At 46.6% G+C, this 16,245-nt stretch carries 12 protein-coding genes; 7 read left to right on the top strand and 5 right to left on the bottom strand.

Features of this window, described 5'->3' with window-relative positions:
• Nucleotides 1-179 precede the first annotated feature (179 nt).
• The 3 genes from rlmKL to uup are packed head-to-tail and all read left to right on the top strand — an operon-like array spanning nt 180 to nt 4,490.
• The gene (gene rlmKL / locus CBP12_RS03545; RefSeq protein WP_086963016.1) at nt 180-2,324 is read left to right on the top strand and encodes a bifunctional 23S rRNA (guanine(2069)-N(7))-methyltransferase RlmK/23S rRNA (guanine(2445)-N(2))-methyltransferase RlmL; all 2,145 of its coding nucleotides are present in this window, start codon (nt 180-182) and stop codon (nt 2,322-2,324) included.
• A gap of 25 nt (nt 2,325-2,349) precedes the next feature.
• A complete protein-coding gene (locus tag CBP12_RS03540; RefSeq protein ID WP_086963014.1) occupies nt 2,350-2,580 on the top strand; it encodes a glutaredoxin family protein in 231 nt (76 codons plus the stop codon).
• Complete coding sequence (uup, locus tag CBP12_RS03535; protein ID WP_086963013.1) at nt 2,580-4,490, top strand: ATP-binding cassette ATPase Uup; 1,911 nt, start codon at nt 2,580-2,582, stop codon at nt 4,488-4,490. Before CBP12_RS03540 ends, uup begins: the two co-directional genes overlap by 1 nt.
• A gap of 317 nt (nt 4,491-4,807) precedes the next feature.
• On the opposite strand, the gene fabA is transcribed toward uup, so the two are convergent.
• Nucleotides 4,808-5,353, bottom strand: a complete 546-nt coding sequence (gene fabA, locus CBP12_RS03530) for a 3-hydroxyacyl-[acyl-carrier-protein] dehydratase FabA (protein WP_086963011.1) — start codon at nt 5,351-5,353, stop codon at nt 4,808-4,810.
• A gap of 93 nt (nt 5,354-5,446) precedes the next feature.
• A complete protein-coding gene (locus CBP12_RS03525) occupies nt 5,447-7,402 on the bottom strand; it encodes a Lon protease family protein (RefSeq protein WP_086963010.1) in 1,956 nt (651 codons plus the stop codon).
• 263 nt (nt 7,403-7,665) lie between these two features.
• Between CBP12_RS03525 and CBP12_RS03520 the strand changes: the two genes are divergently transcribed.
• Together CBP12_RS03520 and CBP12_RS03515 are read left to right on the top strand one after the other, a co-directional pair.
• The gene (locus tag CBP12_RS03520) at nt 7,666-9,054 is read left to right on the top strand and encodes a c-type cytochrome (protein ID WP_198341848.1); all 1,389 of its coding nucleotides are present in this window, start codon (nt 7,666-7,668) and stop codon (nt 9,052-9,054) included.
• Nucleotides 9,047-9,937, top strand: a complete 891-nt coding sequence (locus CBP12_RS03515) for a c-type cytochrome (RefSeq protein ID WP_086963008.1) — start codon at nt 9,047-9,049, stop codon at nt 9,935-9,937. The genes CBP12_RS03520 and CBP12_RS03515 overlap by 8 nt, the downstream gene beginning before the upstream one ends.
• Before the next feature lie 102 nt (nt 9,938-10,039).
• Here CBP12_RS03515 and CBP12_RS03510 read toward each other — a convergent pair whose 3' ends face one another.
• On the bottom strand, nt 10,040-10,756 hold the full coding sequence (locus tag CBP12_RS03510) for a hypothetical protein (RefSeq protein WP_086963006.1): 717 nt from the start codon (nt 10,754-10,756) through the stop codon (nt 10,040-10,042).
• Between the two features lie 324 nt (nt 10,757-11,080).
• On the opposite strand from CBP12_RS03510, the gene CBP12_RS03505 reads away from it, so the two are divergent.
• On the top strand, nt 11,081-12,655 hold the full coding sequence (locus CBP12_RS03505) for a methyl-accepting chemotaxis protein (RefSeq protein ID WP_086963004.1): 1,575 nt from the start codon (nt 11,081-11,083) through the stop codon (nt 12,653-12,655).
• A gap of 4 nt (nt 12,656-12,659) precedes the next feature.
• On the opposite strand, the gene CBP12_RS03500 is transcribed toward CBP12_RS03505, so the two are convergent.
• Together CBP12_RS03500 and CBP12_RS03495 are read right to left on the bottom strand one after the other, a co-directional pair.
• On the bottom strand, nt 12,660-13,607 hold the full coding sequence (locus CBP12_RS03500; protein ID WP_086963002.1) for a class I SAM-dependent methyltransferase: 948 nt from the start codon (nt 13,605-13,607) through the stop codon (nt 12,660-12,662).
• A gap of 54 nt (nt 13,608-13,661) precedes the next feature.
• Entirely contained in the window at nt 13,662-14,939 is a 1,278-nt protein-coding gene (locus CBP12_RS03495; RefSeq protein ID WP_086962999.1) for a DEAD/DEAH box helicase, read from the bottom strand.
• A 411-nt stretch (nt 14,940-15,350) separates the two neighbouring features.
• Between CBP12_RS03495 and CBP12_RS03490 the strand changes: the two genes are divergently transcribed.
• Nucleotides 15,351-16,232 (top strand): MYG1 family protein, encoded by an 882-nt coding sequence (locus CBP12_RS03490; protein ID WP_086962997.1) that lies wholly within the window; start codon nt 15,351-15,353, stop codon nt 16,230-16,232.
• Nucleotides 16,233-16,245: the final 13 nt, after the last annotated feature.

Here is a 16,245-nt window from a genome sequence, read left to right as displayed (position 1 = left end):
CTCAGGCTGTGCATATTAGTGCTCTACCCCTTTAATTGCAAGCCCCGATGCCAAACTAGTTATCGTCTGCCTAATATACCAACAAGACGCTGTTATTACGTACAATAAGCGGCAATTTTTACAGTAATGCAGTGGATTAAGGTATAATGTCGGCCTCTTTTGTTTGGATACGCCTGACTATGCTGCCGTTTTTTGCCACCTGCCCAAAAGGGCTGGAAACTTTACTCCTTGATGAACTCACTCAATTAGGCGCCACTCAGCTACAAGAAACTGTGGCGGGGATTGGCTTTAAAGCTGACTTAGCAATGGCCTATCGCGCCTGTATGTGGTCGCGCTTAGCGTCGCGTATTATGTTGCAACTCAGTGAGTTTACCATGCGCACCGACATGGACTTATATCTAGGAGCGGCAAATGTGGCATGGGAAGAACATATCCAGCCCGGGCAAACCTTTGCCGTTGATTTCTCGGGTAGTAATGAGGCCATTACCAATACTCAATATGGCGCGCTCAAGATTAAAGATGCCATTGTTGATCGCCTCACTAAACGCCATGGTGAGCGGCCTAATGTTGATAAGCGCGCACCGGATATTCGGATTTTGGCTCATCTTAAGCGCAATAATCAGTTGAGCATTACCCTCGACTTATCTGGGCCTGCCTTGCATCAGCGCGGATATCGCCAGCAAGCAGGGGAGGCTCCCTTAAAAGAAAATTTAGCTGCCGCTATTTTATTGCGCAGCGGTTGGGACAAAAGCGCGCCCCTAGTCGACCCTATGTGTGGCTCGGGCACGTTATTAATTGAAGCGGCCTTAATGGCGGCAGATATTGCCCCCGGTTTATTGCGGGTGCGTTTTGGTTTTATGGCATGGAGTAGGCACGATAAAAATGCTTGGCAAGAAATATCAGCCCAAGCCACGGTGCGTGCGACACGAGGCTTAAAACAATGCCAAGTGCAACTAATTGGGTTTGACCAAGATAAACGGGTGCTGCGCTTTGCCCAAGAAAATGCGTTAGCGGCAGGGGTGGAAACGTTAATTGATTTTCGCCTCGCCAGTGTTGAGCAATTAGTTAATCCCTTTACTCAACATTCTGGCTTAAGTGCGACACAAGCCTCCAATGATGAGCCTCTCACCGGCTGGCTTATTTCTAACCCGCCTTATGGTGAGCGCTTAAGTGAATTTCCCTCCTTACTGGGCTTACATCAGTTACTGGGTAATAAGTTACGAGAGCAATTTAAAGGCTGGCGGGTCAGCTTGATCTCAAGCTCTAGCGAGCTGTTAAGTTGTTTACGACTGCGCCCCGATAAAACTTATAAACTATTTAATGGCGCGCTCGCTTGTGAGCTTCGCAATTATCTTATTGCCGCCGATGCTAAAACAGCACGTCCCTTAGCAGAAGACTTTGCCAATCGTCTTACCAAAAATATTAAGCAATTAGAAAAATGGGCGAAGGCTGAGCACATTGATTGTTACCGTTTATATGATGCGGACTTGCCCGAGTACAATGCTGCGATAGATCGTTATCAAGACCATATTGTTATTCAAGAATATGCCGCGCCTAAAACGATCCCTGAGCACAAAGCGCGGGCGCGGTTTTATGACTTAGTACAAGCCACGATGGCGGTGACCGGCGTGACGGGCAATAAATTGGTGCTAAAAGTACGTGCCCGCCAACTGGGGCGCGAGCAATATGAACGATTAGATAAACGTGAGCAGTGGCTGCAAGTCCAAGAGCACAATGCCAAGTTATTGGTTAACTTATTTGATTATTTAGACACCGGTTTATTTTTAGATCACAGACCTACGCGCAAGCGCATTAGTGAATTAGCGTATGGCAAAGATTTTCTTAACTTATTTGCCTATACAGGGACCGCCAGTGTGCATGCCGGTTTAGGCGGCGCTAAGTCTACTACCACAGTGGACATGTCTAACACCTATTTGGCGTGGGCTGAGCGCAATATGGCGCTAAATGGCTTAGTAGGGCGCGCTCATCAATTTATACAAGCGGATTGTTTAACTTGGTTGCGCCAGCCCGGTGAAAGTTACGATGTTATTTTTGTCGATCCCCCTACCTTTTCTAATTCTAAGCGTATGGAAGATAACTTTGATATTCAGCGCGACCATATTGAGCTGCTGGGCTTACTAAGCCAACATTTGCGACAAGATGGCTTAGTAATTTTTTCTAATAATAAGCGACATTTTAAAATGGATACTGAAGGCTTAGCCGCGTTAGGTTTACATGCCACTGAGGTAAGTAAACAAAGCCTGCCTAAAGACTTTGCTCGCAACCCCCATATTCATAATTGCTGGGATATTCGCTGGGCCTAATTACCCTAAATAGACAGGAGGCGCCATGAAGCTGACTTTATTTTCCACAGATGGCTGTCATTTGTGTGAGCAGGCATGGCTGATGCTGGTGCAACTTGGCTTAAACCAAGACACAGTTATTGAAGATATTATTGACGACGAACGGTGGCTTGCAGCTTATGCAGTGCGCATTCCAGTATTACGCCATAGTGATGGCCGAGAGCTGGACTGGCCCTTTAGTGCTGCCGATATTATTGATTTTAATCGAGAGATTTAATGAGTTTATTGACCCTACAAAACGCGCAATTAGCGTTTGGTGATGCGCCGTTATTAGACGGCATAGAGTTTAATATTTTAGCGGGCGAGCGGGTGTGTATCGTTGGCCGTAATGGCGCCGGTAAGTCGACGCTAATGAAAGTAATAGCGGGTGAATTGCAACTCGATGACGGACGTCGTCAACTACTGCAAGGCATAAATATTGCTCGACTCGAGCAAGATCCACCGCAAGTGGATGATGATCAAACGGTCTTTGATTATGTGGCGGGCGGCCTGGCCGAAACCGGCGAAATACTTAAAAAGTATCATCATCAATTAGAGGTCGTGGCACAAGATTGTTCTGAAAAAGCCATGAATGAGCTGATGCGCTTACAAGAGCAGGTGGAAGCGGCTGATGGCTGGGGATTTGATACGCGCATCAATCAAAGTCTGACTTTATTAGAGCTAAATGGCGATACCCGCTTAAATGACTTATCGGGTGGCTGGTTGCGTAAAGTTGCATTAGCACGCGCATTGACCAATGATCCCGAGATTTTATTACTGGATGAGCCTACCAACCATTTAGATATTGATGCCATAGCCTGGCTTGAGAGCTTTTTATTAGACTTTAAAGGCGCCATTGTTTTTGTCAGCCATGACCGTGCTTTTATTCGTAAAATGGCCACGCGCATTGTGGATCTCGACCGAGGTAAATTATCCAGCTGGCCGGGTAATTACGATGATTATTTAGTCAATAAAGAAGAAGCGCTACGAGTAGAAGCCGAACAAAATGCCTTATTTGATAAGCGCTTGGCTCAAGAAGAAGCCTGGATCCGCCAAGGAGTTAAGGCACGGCGTACCCGTAATGAAGGCCGCGTGCGCGCCTTAAAAGCGCTGCGAGTTGAGCGCAGTGAACGCCGCGAGAGCATGGGCAAGGTGAATGTGACGCTCGATGATGTCCGCCGCTCCGGTAAGATTGTATTTGAAGCCGAAAACTTAAACTTTGCCTATGAAGATAAGCCGTTATTAACTAACTTCTCTACACTGATCCAGCGTGGCGATAAAATTGCGCTAGTGGGCCCTAATGGCTGTGGTAAGAGTACGCTTATTAAAATTTTGCTTGGCCGTTTAGAAGCTGACTCAGGCACATTAAAATGCGGCACTAAGTTAGAAGTGGCGTATTTTGACCAATACCGTGAGCAGCTCGATCCTGAGCGCACTGTGATGGATAACTTAGCCGAAGGTAAACAAGAAGTTGAAGTGAATGGGCGCAGCCGCCACGTATTAGGATATTTACAGGATTTCTTGTTTGAGCCAAAACGTGCGCGCACCCCAGTTAAAGCCTTATCGGGGGGTGAGAAAAATCGCCTGTTATTAGCGCGCTTATTTTTAAAACCCAGCAACCTGTTGGTATTGGATGAACCTACCAACGATCTAGATGTAGAAACGCTAGAGTTATTAGAAGAGTTATTAGCAGAGTATAAAGGCACGCTATTATTGGTGAGTCACGACCGTGACTTTATCGACAATACGGCTACCCACTGCTGGTTATTTGAAGGCGAGGGTAAGGTGAGTGAGTTTGTCGGTGGCTATCAAGATATGCAGCATCAATTATCTTTTCGCCCCGCGCCTAAAGCGATAGAAAAAGCAGATCCTATAGCGCCTGCTAAAGCTGAAGCTAAGAGCGACGCTCCCAAGGCCAGTAAGAAGCTCTCTTATAAAGAGCAACAAGAGCTGCAAGGTTTGCCAGCTAAGCTTGAACAATTAGAACAAAAAATTGAGTCCTTACAAGCTAGCGTTAATGCGCCTGATTTTTTTACTCAAAGTGAAGAGGTGACGCAACAAGCCTTGCAAGAGTTGGCGCAGACCGAGCAGCTATTTGAAACGGCCTTTACTCGCTGGGAAGAGTTAGAAGCCCAAGCTAATGGTTAATTTTTATAGTATTATTTAATAAAAGTTTACACAGCCTCATGCCACACATGAGGCTGTTTTTTTACTCTGTAATATAACGCAGCCACTAGTAAACATCAGAACGACGGCTAATGCATTCCCTCGTCATATCGAACTCGTCTCGGTAGCTGGTTTTATGCTAGATAATAAAAGCAAGAACAGATCCTGAATCAAGTTCAGGATGACGGACAGACATACCCTTGTCATACCGAGCTTGCCTCGGTATCTTCTTTTGTTCTAGATAATAAAAAGCCCCGCACAGGGCGGGGATCTTAGCTAGTTACTGATAGTAAGCCAAGTTAGAAGCTAGACGTATCGGTAAACAAGCCAACTTTTAAGTCTTTTGCTTCATAGATAACACGACCGTCTACTTCTACTGTACCATCGGCGATACCCATGATGAGCTTGCGCCAAATAACGCGCTTTAAGGTGATTTTATAGGTTACTTTTTTAGAGGTCGGTAAAATTTGGCCGGTAAATTTCACTTCACCCACACCCAGTGCCCGTCCTTTGCCAGGGCCGCCTTTCCAACCTAAGAAAAAACCGACCAGCTGCCACATGGCATCTAAGCCTAAGCAGCCTGGCATTACGGGGTCACCGGGGAAATGACAGCCGAAAAACCATAAGTCAGGATTAATATCTAACTCGGCAATGATTTCGCCTTTACCGTGAATACCGCCATCATCAGAGATCTGAGTAATGCGATCCATCATCAGCATATTAGGGGCAGGCAGCTGGCTATTGCCAGGGCCAAATAATTCACCTTGGCTACAGGCTAAGAGTTCTTCGCGGGTAAAGCTGTGCTTGCCCAGCTCTTTTTGTGATGGCAGTTGTTGTTCAGACATGGTGTTAATATTCCATTGGGTTCAGGCATAGGCCTAGATGATAAATTGGCGTCACTTTAGCGAACACTTGTTCGCCAGACAAGTCCGATCACTCTAGCGTTGAAACCAGCGCCGGAAAAATCCGTGCTCAACTCCATGACCATTAAGTTCATCGAGTCGCTCGCGAATACGCCCAAATAAAGTGTCGGCTTGCTCAATATCACCGGCTTCACAACCGGTGAGTAATTCTATGGCTTGTACCACATGCGCCACGGGATAAATATGAAACTGCCCCGCGCTGACCGCCGCGGCTACTTCATCAGATAAGTTTAATTGTAATCGGTTACTAAGAGGTAAAATAATACCTTGCTTGCCGGTTAAGCCTTGCAATTTACACAGTCGGTAAAAGCCTTCAATTTTTTCATTGACCCCGCCTACGGGCTCTACATTACCAAACTGATCTAGGGCACCAGTTACCGCAAAGTGCTGATAAATAGGCTCTTTTGCTAAGGCAGATAATAAGGCGCACAAGCCGGTTAATGAAGCGCTGTCACCGTCTATTTCATGATAAGACTGCTCAAACACTAAATTGGCCGACAAAGGGGAAGGGTGCTCGGCGCCAAATAAATTAGCTAAATAGCCGTGAATAATCATCATCGCCTTAGCATGGATATGACCCGCTAATTCTGCTTTGCGCTCTATATCAGAGACATCACCATCGCCAAGGTGCACAGTGGCGGTTAAGCGCACCGGCTCGCCAAAGTCATAAGGATGACCGGTAATTTGAATAACCGATAAGCCATTAATTTGCCCTACGGCTTGGCCTTGGGTTTGCATTAAATATTGGCCATCGCGCACGCCTAAATCTGTCTGCTCTACCAGATAACTTAAACGATAATCTTGCTCTTGCTGCGCTTGCATAATATGGCTGGCATTAATGAGCGTGTGTTGTTCACGCCGAGCAATCACATCTGCCAGCTGTAGCATGGCCACTAACTGTGCTTCAACTAAGCTCAGTCGATGTTGATGATCCGTGAGTCGGCTGCTATAGCGGCACAAGCGCTCTACACCACTCTTATCTAAGTCTAATAATTGATGTTTATGACACAAATGACCAATCCAGCTTAAGTAAGCCGGCAAGTCTTGTTGGGCGTCCCACTCGGGTAGAATATCGGCTCGTAAAAAAGCCAAGGTATCTAGCTCTCTGTCTAATAAGTACAGCTCCGCCACCGCTAACCGATCCCCAACTAAGATAAGATGAATATCAAGCGGCGGCGCTTCTGGCTGAAAATAAAATGCGGCCATTTCTGCCGGACGACTCCACTCAATTTGGCGAGTGATCAAGGCGTTTTTTAAGCGAAACCACAGATTGGGCTGTTCTAATAGCTCTTCAATGGGCACGATTAAATAGCCGCCATTCGCCTGGTGGATTAAGCCCGGCTCTAATAAATGATGATGACTAAATATTGAACCTTGTTCAGTTTGAAAATGCACAGCACCAAACAGTTGCTCGGGCGTAAATTGGCGAGCATAGACAATGGGCATGGTGTTATCACTGCGGTGCACCATTAAATTGATTAATACGGGATGACTAAAGCCTTCACCGCTGGCGACATGTTGAGATAATAACGAAAGATAATGTGCAATCTTAGGGTTTTGGTCTTGTTTTTTTAAGATGCGCTCAACCACATGCTCAGCGTCAAGGTGGCGAGAAGAAAGCTCTAATAATTGGCCCACCAGCTCACAAAATACTAAACCGCTTCCGGCTTTTAATTTTAACCAGATGGGTTTTTGCGGATGAGTGAGATTTTCTGCATAACAAAGATCAAATAAATTAGCATGGTTGGCATGCTTAGCCACCAAATCGTGCACCAGCTCTTCATAGTCCACGCCGCCAAAGCCATTTAATAATAAAATAGGATTAATGGCTTTCAGCGCCGACAGGGTAGCAAAGGCAGAGTCTGCTCTGTCTTGAAGCCTACTAAACGATTGCACGGGCAATTCGCTTAATAAATGAAGGGGAGGTAAGTTAAAAACCGGATTTAGTTCTGCGGGACTCAGTGGCTGCACTCAAAAAACTCATCACTATTGGTAAATTACCGCCAGTATACTGTAGCTAGCCACAGGGTCGACTCTTGGATGAACATTAAGTCTAAAAAAGCCATTTTCACAAGGTAAATAGCCTCGCAGCGCTTATTTTTTGACCATTATTTACGTTTTTTTTGCGCCAGCTCAATAATCGCACTTAAATGTGGAAAACCACAATAGAGTGGGCTGCGCTAAGGCTGCATGCTAGGGCTAAATAAGCCATTCCCTACCTTGAGGTATTTCTAATGGGAACCATGCAAAAAGCACTGAGCTTAGCGGCCATGTTAGTCATAGTAGGAAGTGGGGTCGGGGGCATAGGCGCTCATTTTCTGAGTAAACACCGTGGCCAAGACTTAGCGCTAACGGAACACACTGCTACGAGCGCCAGCATTGCTAAGGGCGCCTACATTGCCCGCACCGCCGATTGTGTTGCTTGTCATACTCGCCCAGGTGGCCAACCTTATGCCGGTGGCTTAGCCATGCAAACGCCTCTTGGCGCCATTTATAGTACTAATATTACGCCCGATTTTGACACCGGTATTGGCCATTACAGCTTGGCGGATTTTAATCGTGCCGTAAAACATGGTGTTACCCCAGATAACCGACCGCTCTATCCTGCGATGCCTTATCCATCTTATGCCATCATACCTGATGAGGATATCCGAGATTTATACGCCTACTTTATGCATGCCGTGGCGCCTGTTACCCAAGCTAATGGTGAGTCGACCATTCCTTGGCCGCTTAATATGCGCTGGCCCATGAGCTGGTGGCAGCTAATTTTTGCACCACAGCGTGACTTTATTGTTGATGCTCGTTTAAGTGAGCAAGACAATCGTGGCGCCTACTTAGTTGAAGGCCCTGGTCATTGCGGCGCTTGTCATACGCCCCGTGGACTGGCTTATCAAGAAAAAGCCATGAGCTTAGCCACCGGGGATAACAGTGACTTTTTAGCCGGCGCTGTTATCGATGGTTGGCGCGCAAAGAGTTTGCGGGGTGAAGCCCGAGGCTTGGCTTCGTGGAGCCATGAGGAGCTGGCGCTCTTTTTTAAAACCGGTCGTACCGATACGGTGGCGGCATTTGGTGCCATGGCAGAGGTGATTGAGCACAGTACGCGCTATATGAAAGACGAAGATATTAGCGCCATGGCGAGTTATTTAAAGCAATTACCGCCTGCTAAAAATAAAATTTTAAACTTTGCCCCTAAACCTGATACCACTACCGCACTGTTACGGGAGGGGAAAAGCTTAGATGAGGGGGCCACCTTATATGTGGAGCATTGTCAGGTTTGTCACCGCGCCGATGGCAAGGGCATCCCGCGTATTTTTCCTGCCTTGGCGGGTAATTCTGCTGTTTTTGCAAAAAATCCACAGTCGGTGATCCAAATTACCTTTGAAGGTGGCCTGATGCCGAGCAATGAATACGATTTAATGGACTTTGCCATGCCTGCCTTTAATCACTTAACCAATCAAGAGTTAGTGAGCGTGATGAACTTTATTCGTAATGGTTGGCAAAACCAAGCGCCAATGGTGACCAGCAAGCAGGTGAGTCATATTCGTGATTTTCTACATAATAAATCGCCTAATTTGCCAAGCGATCAGCCTATTACGTTAGTTCAAGGAGGCTCACATGAATAACTTCGTCTTTAAATCTCGCTTTGCGAGCGCCTTAGGGCTGGTGCTGATGCTGGCCGCAAGCCAGGGCGTCGCCGATGAAGTGCGTTATAAGGTGCTCGATAAAGATGGCAAGGCGCTTCAAGATTATGTGATCCCAAAAGATGCTGACATCGCTAATCATGAAAATAGTGAGCAAATTCTTTATGGTAAACGCCTATTAAATGAAACTAAGCGCTTAATGCCCGATTATGTGGGCGCGTATATGAACTGCAATAGCTGTCATATTGAACAAGGTAAAAAGCCGCAAGGTGCGCCCTATATCAATACTGTTAATAGTTTTCCGCAAATGAATCCCAGAGCCGAGCGCATTTTTCAACTAGAAGATAGAATTAATGGCTGTATGCAACGCTCCATGAATGGCAAACCTTTAGCCGATGACTCCAAAGAAATGCAGGCCATGATTGCCTACATGAAATGGCTGGCGCAAGAGGTGCCTCATGGCGCTAAAGTGCAAATTCAAAATAGTGGCCCGCTTGATACGAGCTTAACCCCTGATCCTATTCGCGGGGCGCGTATTTATGCTCAGCAATGTGCCGCTTGTCATGGTAAAGAAGGTGAAGGAACTCGTGATGCCAGTGGCGAAATGGCGTTTCCACCGCTGTGGGGGGAGGAGTCATTTAATCTTGGGGCGGGTATGGCACGCACCTATAAAGCGGCAGCCTTTATTAAATATAATATGCCCATGGGTGTAAACTCTCAGGGTAACTGGGGTGAGGGCGGCGTGTTAGATGATCAAGATGCCGTTGATGTGGCTGAATTTTTCACCCATCAACCTAGACCTGACTATCCAGACAAAATTTACGACTTTCCTAGTGGTAAGCGTCCGAAAGACTTTCGTAACTAGCCCTTGGCAAACAGCCCAGCCCATGTGGCCGGGCTGCTGATGGTTATGCTATTAAATTTAGTAATTAATAACGCCATTGTTATCAGTGATTTATTTTAAGTATTATTTAAAGCGCTGCTTTTTATAATCACTTAGCTTTATTACCTTCGCCTTTATTAAGGGTTGCGGATAGGGACAAGGAAAGTTACCCACTTTTGTATTAGGATATTCGCGCTCTGCTAAACCCTCACCAAAGCGATATAATGTCTGTGTTAAAAATCGCACCATGGGCCTAAATTTTTTATTAGCGCCCATTACTGTTTTTTGTTGCTGATTCATCTTGGCACCTAACATATAGCACTCTTGTTCATCTAACAGCTGGCGCGGCTCTTTTGCTAAAGCTTGCTCTAAATAATTAGCGGCTTGGTTAAGGTGAGTTTGAATGCTTAAGTCGGTATTAAGTATCCACTGAGCCTGACAAGGATGAGCGCTAAAAGCATCGACCATTAATGGCAGTTCATCATCATTAATAGCCCCACTCTCTATTGCTAAGTGCAGCGCTTCATTACCCCAACGGGCTAATAAGGCGTACTCCAACTCAGCTTGGCTAGGAGGCCCGCTAAAGGGCAAGACAATCACGTAACGGCTGTAAGCTTCCATGGCTAATATTAATGTTGGTAAACCATTTTGCGCTAACACATGACATTGCCAAGCCATTTGTTGGCTATCACTGATGAGCTGTTGAGTCGTTATGCGCTTGCCATTCTGAGCAAGTGGGGGCGATAAATTGAGTGCTAGCCATTTTGCTAAGGGTTGAGTAATAGATAAAACGAACTGCATGCCACTCCTTGCTTAGTGTTTAACATTCGCTATTAGCCAAGAAACAATATTGTTTAATATGCTTTTTAAAAGATACTTTTGGTTTATCCATTAAAAAAGTTAATTAAAAATAGGGAGTGAAGAGTTTTTAATTTATAATTAACTCGCTCATGATGCGTCGTGTGAGCCGTTATCTGCACAGGGAAGTCTGAGACGCCGGTCTCAATCATATATAAATTAGCGTTAGCCTGCAAAACGGTTAAATACTCGTTAACTTAATGGCTAATTTCGCTACTTATTATTTAAAATTTAGTTATTACTCTCTGTGTAGTAAGGCAATATATCATGCGAAAAAATCTTCCTGTTACCGACAGAGAAAAGCCCTTTGTTGGCTTAGAGAAACTGATCACCGTCACCGATAAACAAGGCAATATAATAGAATGTAACGATGCCTTTGTAGAAATGAGCGGCTTTTCCCGAGCAGAGCTACTAGGCCAACCCCATAATATTGTGCGCCATCCCGATATGCCGAGTGCCGCCTTCGCGGTGATGTGGGAGCATATTAAGCGAGGTAAGCCGTGGATGGGTATCATTAAAAATCGCTGTAAAAACGGTGATTTTTATTGGGTAGATGCATTTGTTACTCCCATGACCCGGCACAACGAAATTATTGGCTATGAATCGGTACGCTCTATTCCTAAACGAGCAGATGTTGAGCGCACCGAACGATTATATGCGCGTTTACACAACCTAAGCCCTCAGCACGCCCGCCAAAAAAAGACCGCTTTTCCCCATCTCGCCTTACCCCATTGGCTCTTGATTTGCGCGTTGCTGGCTTGGGCACTGTTATGGCAGACGGGGTTTAATTCCAGTGCTCATTTGTTATTGGCCTCTTGCAGCGTGATTTATGGGGTGTGGCTAGCACGCGCTCGACAAAAAGCACTGACTTCCCTTGAGCAATTATTAAGTCATGCTTTTAGCCACGAGTTAGCCGTAAAAAGCTATACCAATGATAAAGATGGCTTAGGGGCGCTAAAGGTGGCCATTATGAGTGAGCAATCTCATTTAGGCACTGTGATTTATCGCATTGAACATGCTGCTCGCCAAGTGACGGCCCAAACAGATGCAGGCCTTAGCTTAACCAAAAATACGCGCTTAGAAATAGAGTGCCAGCAAAGTGAAACGGCACAAGTCGCTACCGCCATGCATCAGATGAGTACGACTATTCATGAAGTATCACGTCATGTGAGTGATACTGCTTTAGCGGCCGATACCGCCAACACCTTAGTCACTCAAGGGACGCAAATTGGCGAAGTAACTAAGCAATCTATAGAAACACTACGTACTACTGTGTCCGATATTGGTCGCTCAGTCTCTGCGCTATCTGCACAAACCACACGTATTGCCAGCGCGGCCCAAATGATTGAGCAAATTGCCGATCAAACTAATCTGCTGGCGCTAAACGCCGCTATTGAAGCGGCGCGTGCCGGTGAGCAGGGCCGAGGATTTGCCGTAGTCGCCCAAGAAGTACGAAACCTAGCACAGCGTACCCAAGACTCCACTCAAGAAATTCATCTTATTGTTCATGAGCTCAGTCAGCGCGCCACTGAAGCGGTAAGCATTGCTGAGCAAGGCACTCATCATGCTGATGTTGGGGTGGAGCGCGTTATTGAAAGCACCGCTATGTTGGCAGGTATTGCCGACTCAGTGGGCGAGATTGCTACTATGTCAACTCAGATGGCAGCTGCCGTAGAAGAGCAGGCTCAGGTCGCAGAAGACATCAACCGCCAAGTGGTGACGATTGCCGGCCTGGCAGACTCCAGTGCCGACAGTGCCAGCCAAGCTTCTGACTCATTAAGTTATTTAAAGGATGTAGCGGATGAGCTTCACGAATTAGTGGTGCGTTTCAAGCATGCGTAGGTACTTAGCCTCTAAACACCAGTGCTTTAAGGCCTGCTTCTGGCTCGCTATCAGCAAATTCTGGTGGGTTGGCTAAACGCTCAACAAAGGTTAATTGAGGAGCATGCTCGGTCATACTGTCGATTAAAAATTGGCTGGGCAGCGCGGGCGCATTTACGCAAGCTAAGACTTGTCCGTCTTTGGCGAGTAAGTCACTGAGACGGCGTAAAATTTTATGGTAATCGGTAGTGGCGGCAAAACTGCCTTTTTGAAAAGAGGGCGGATCAATAATAATCAGCTCATAGGGCCCCAAACTGCGCAGCTTACCCCAAGAGCGAAATATATCGTGGCCTAAAAAGGTCACCTTTTTAACATCCTGCTGGTTAAGAAGATGATTTTCTCGACCGCGATTGAGCATGCCTTTTGCCATATCTATATTCACAACTTTCTCTGCGCCGCCAGCGAGGGCGGCCACGGAAAAACCACAGGTATAAGCAAATAAGTTTAATACCCGTTTTTGCCGGGCTTGCTCGCGTACCCACTGACGACCCAAGCGCATATCTAAAAATAACCCGTGATTTTGATTGCGCCCTAAGTTTAATTGATACTTAAGCCCTTGCTCTTGAATAACTGGGCGCCCGTTAAGCTCCCCCCACACCACCTCCATGGGTGAGCCCGCACGTTTTCTATGTTGTAACAATAACGCCTGCGCGCCACTTACTTGCCAAACGTCTTGTTCGGTCATGGCCACTAAGCCTTGCATGAGTAGTACTAAAAATTCCGGCTCTGGCTCTTTAAACAACGTAATAAGGAGTTGGCCACTTAACCAGTCTGCCGTTAGCTGCTCAAGCCCAACAAAGCAACGCCCGCGGCCATGAAACACCCGTCGGGTTTCTGTGGCGTCATGACTTAATTGTTGGAATAAATTATGCTGAAGTTGGCTAAAAAATTCTGCTAGCGCCTCGGGGCTCATAGTTACTCTCTTTAAAAAATCGGTATGGCCTATATTAGCAAGTCAGCGCTTAACTTACCTGCGCGGCTTCATGGTGCGTCGATTGGCTTTTTTATCCCGTGGCGCTCGTTTATTAGGAGTAGTACTGGCGGCTTGATCGGTGACTGTAAACCCCTCTAATGCCAGTAAAGGCAGCGCTTCCCCTGTGAGTTCACGAATAGCCGCCAGCGCGCTCGCCTCGCCATGACAAACTAAAGACAGCGCCAAGCCGCTTAAGCCGGCGCGAGCGGTACGCCCCACACGATGCACATACACGGGCGCGCTAGGCGGTAAGTCTAAATTCACTACCACTGGCAGGGCGGGCACATCTATGCCCCGCGCCAATAAGTCGGTGGCAACTAAAACCTTGATCTCATCGTCTCTAAAAGCTTGCAAGGTCTGATCTCGCTCACTTTGATTTTTTTCACCGTGCAGTGCCGCTGCTTTAATACCGGCTTTATTTAAGCGTTTACTTAGCGCATCGGCACTGTCTCTGGCATTAATAAATACTAAGACTTGCAACGCGCTAAGCTCATTTTTTAGCAGAGCGATTAAGGCTTGGGCTTTACTGCCTTTATTGACTAAGTAACAACGCTGAGTGATGTTTGCGACCACGGTGTTTTGACGACGCTGGCTAAAGCGATGCGCGTTAGGGATTATTTCTTGAAGTTTTGTCTCTAAATTTTGCGACAAGGTGGCTGAAAATAATAAAGTTTGTTGCAACGCCGGCAAAGCTTGCATCAAAGTGTGCACATCCGGCCAAAACCCCATGTCTAATAAACGATCCGCTTCATCCAGTACTAAGTGTTGGACGTCCTTAAGGGAGAGTAACTTTTGGCGCAATAAGTCCAGTAACCGCCCGGGCGTGGCTATTACTATTTGGGCAGGCTGGCGTTTTAAGGCTGCTGCTTGCTCGGTGATCTCTGTGCCGCCACACAGTGTGGCCACGCTCAATGAGACGCTTTGAGCTAAGGGTAAGAGCACGGCACTAATTTGCGTAGCCAGCTCTCGAGTAGGAACCAAGATCACCGCTGTTATAGCACTCGGTTTAACCGCGGTTGAGGTTGGACTTAATGAGGAGGTGAGTGATTGATTAACAAGCTGTTGTAACACGCCCAAACCAAAGGCTAATGTTTTTCCGCTACCGGTAGGCGCTAATGCCACTACTTCTTGCCCTTGTATAATAAGGGGCAGGGTGTGTTGCTGCACCGCAGTGGGCACCTCACAGGCGCTGGGTAGGGCGGCCACTAAACGAGGCTCAAGGCCAAGGCTTAAAAAGTCCGTTGCAACATTAGCAGCTAATAGGTTTGGCATGGTTATACACTCATCACATTAATTACCGTTTGGGCGGCTAAGATTATCAAGCAAGAGGCGCAGTGTAACAGTGCTCTCTAGCAAGTAAACCCTATCAAAACGGTGCTGTTTTTAGCGTTAAACTCTGTTGTTGTAAATGTAGGCTCGGTGTTTTTTTAAAGGTGGTAGTGCTTTATGCTAAAATTACAGGCTTTTAATTTTTAAATGCTTAAACAGCGTGAGTCATTCTTGTGTTATTAAAATAAGACGCGGTAAGGATGACCATTACTTTATAGTGCCGCCTTAAGAGTCCCAATGAACAGTGCAATTTTTGGCAATAGCTTTACCATAGCGTTAGTAGTGTTTAACAGCGCAAGCTACTTAGCATTTTTATATGGTTAACGAGCCTTCTTAATATCAAGAGTAATAATAATGACAATAACCATCGTAACTCATAGCGGTAAGTTTCATGCCGATGATGTATTTAGTGTGGCAGCCCTCACGCAGTTATTTCCTGATGCCAAGGTGGTGCGCACCCGTGATGCTAAGCTAATTGCTGCGGGTGATATCGTAGTGGATGTTGGCCAAGAATATGACGCGGCAAAAGGGCGCTTTGATCACCATCAACGCCATGGCGCCGGTGAGCGTGATAATGGCATTCCTTATTCTTCTTTTGGTCTAGTTTGGCGCCACTTTGGCTTAGATATTTGCCAAGGAAGTCAGCCACTTTGGCAGGCGCTAGACACAGAGTTAGTGTCTGTGATTGATGCGATAGATTGTGGCTATACCGGTCAGGGGCGTATTACGGGGGAGGGCGAGCGGGGAGTGAGCTTAAGCCAGACCATTGGTTTATTTAACCCTACTTGGCAAGAGCCTGCAGAGTTTGATAGTTGTTTTAAGCAGGCCGTCACCTTTGCTAGCCAAATATTAACGCGCTTTATCGCAAGCCATCAGGCAAAACTCAACGCCTATCAGCAAGTGGTTCAAGCTATTGAGCAAGCAGAAGATCCGCGCATTGTAGTGCTAGAACAATATTTGCCTTGGAAACAAGCCATTCACGAACAGGGTGAGCAAGCACTGTATGTTATTTATCCCTCACCCGCGTTGCAGTGGATGATACAAGCGGTGGCCGTGACACCCGACTCCTTTACTAATAAAAAATCGCTACCTGCTAGCTGGGCGGGGTTAACTGAAGAGGAGCTGCAACAAGTTACCGGCGTTAGCGATGCCCGCTTTTGCCATAATGGCCGCTTTATTGCCGCGGCTGCCTCGTTGGCAGGTGCCCTAAGCTTGGCTGAGTTGGCTTTAAAATAGGGGCAGCGTGCAG

This window comes from Oceanisphaera avium, assembly GCF_002157875.1.
GTDB lineage: Bacteria > Pseudomonadota > Gammaproteobacteria > Enterobacterales > Aeromonadaceae > Oceanimonas > Oceanimonas avium.
Note: the sequence above shows the minus strand (reverse complement) of the source record. Positions and strands in the feature narration are given on the sequence as shown.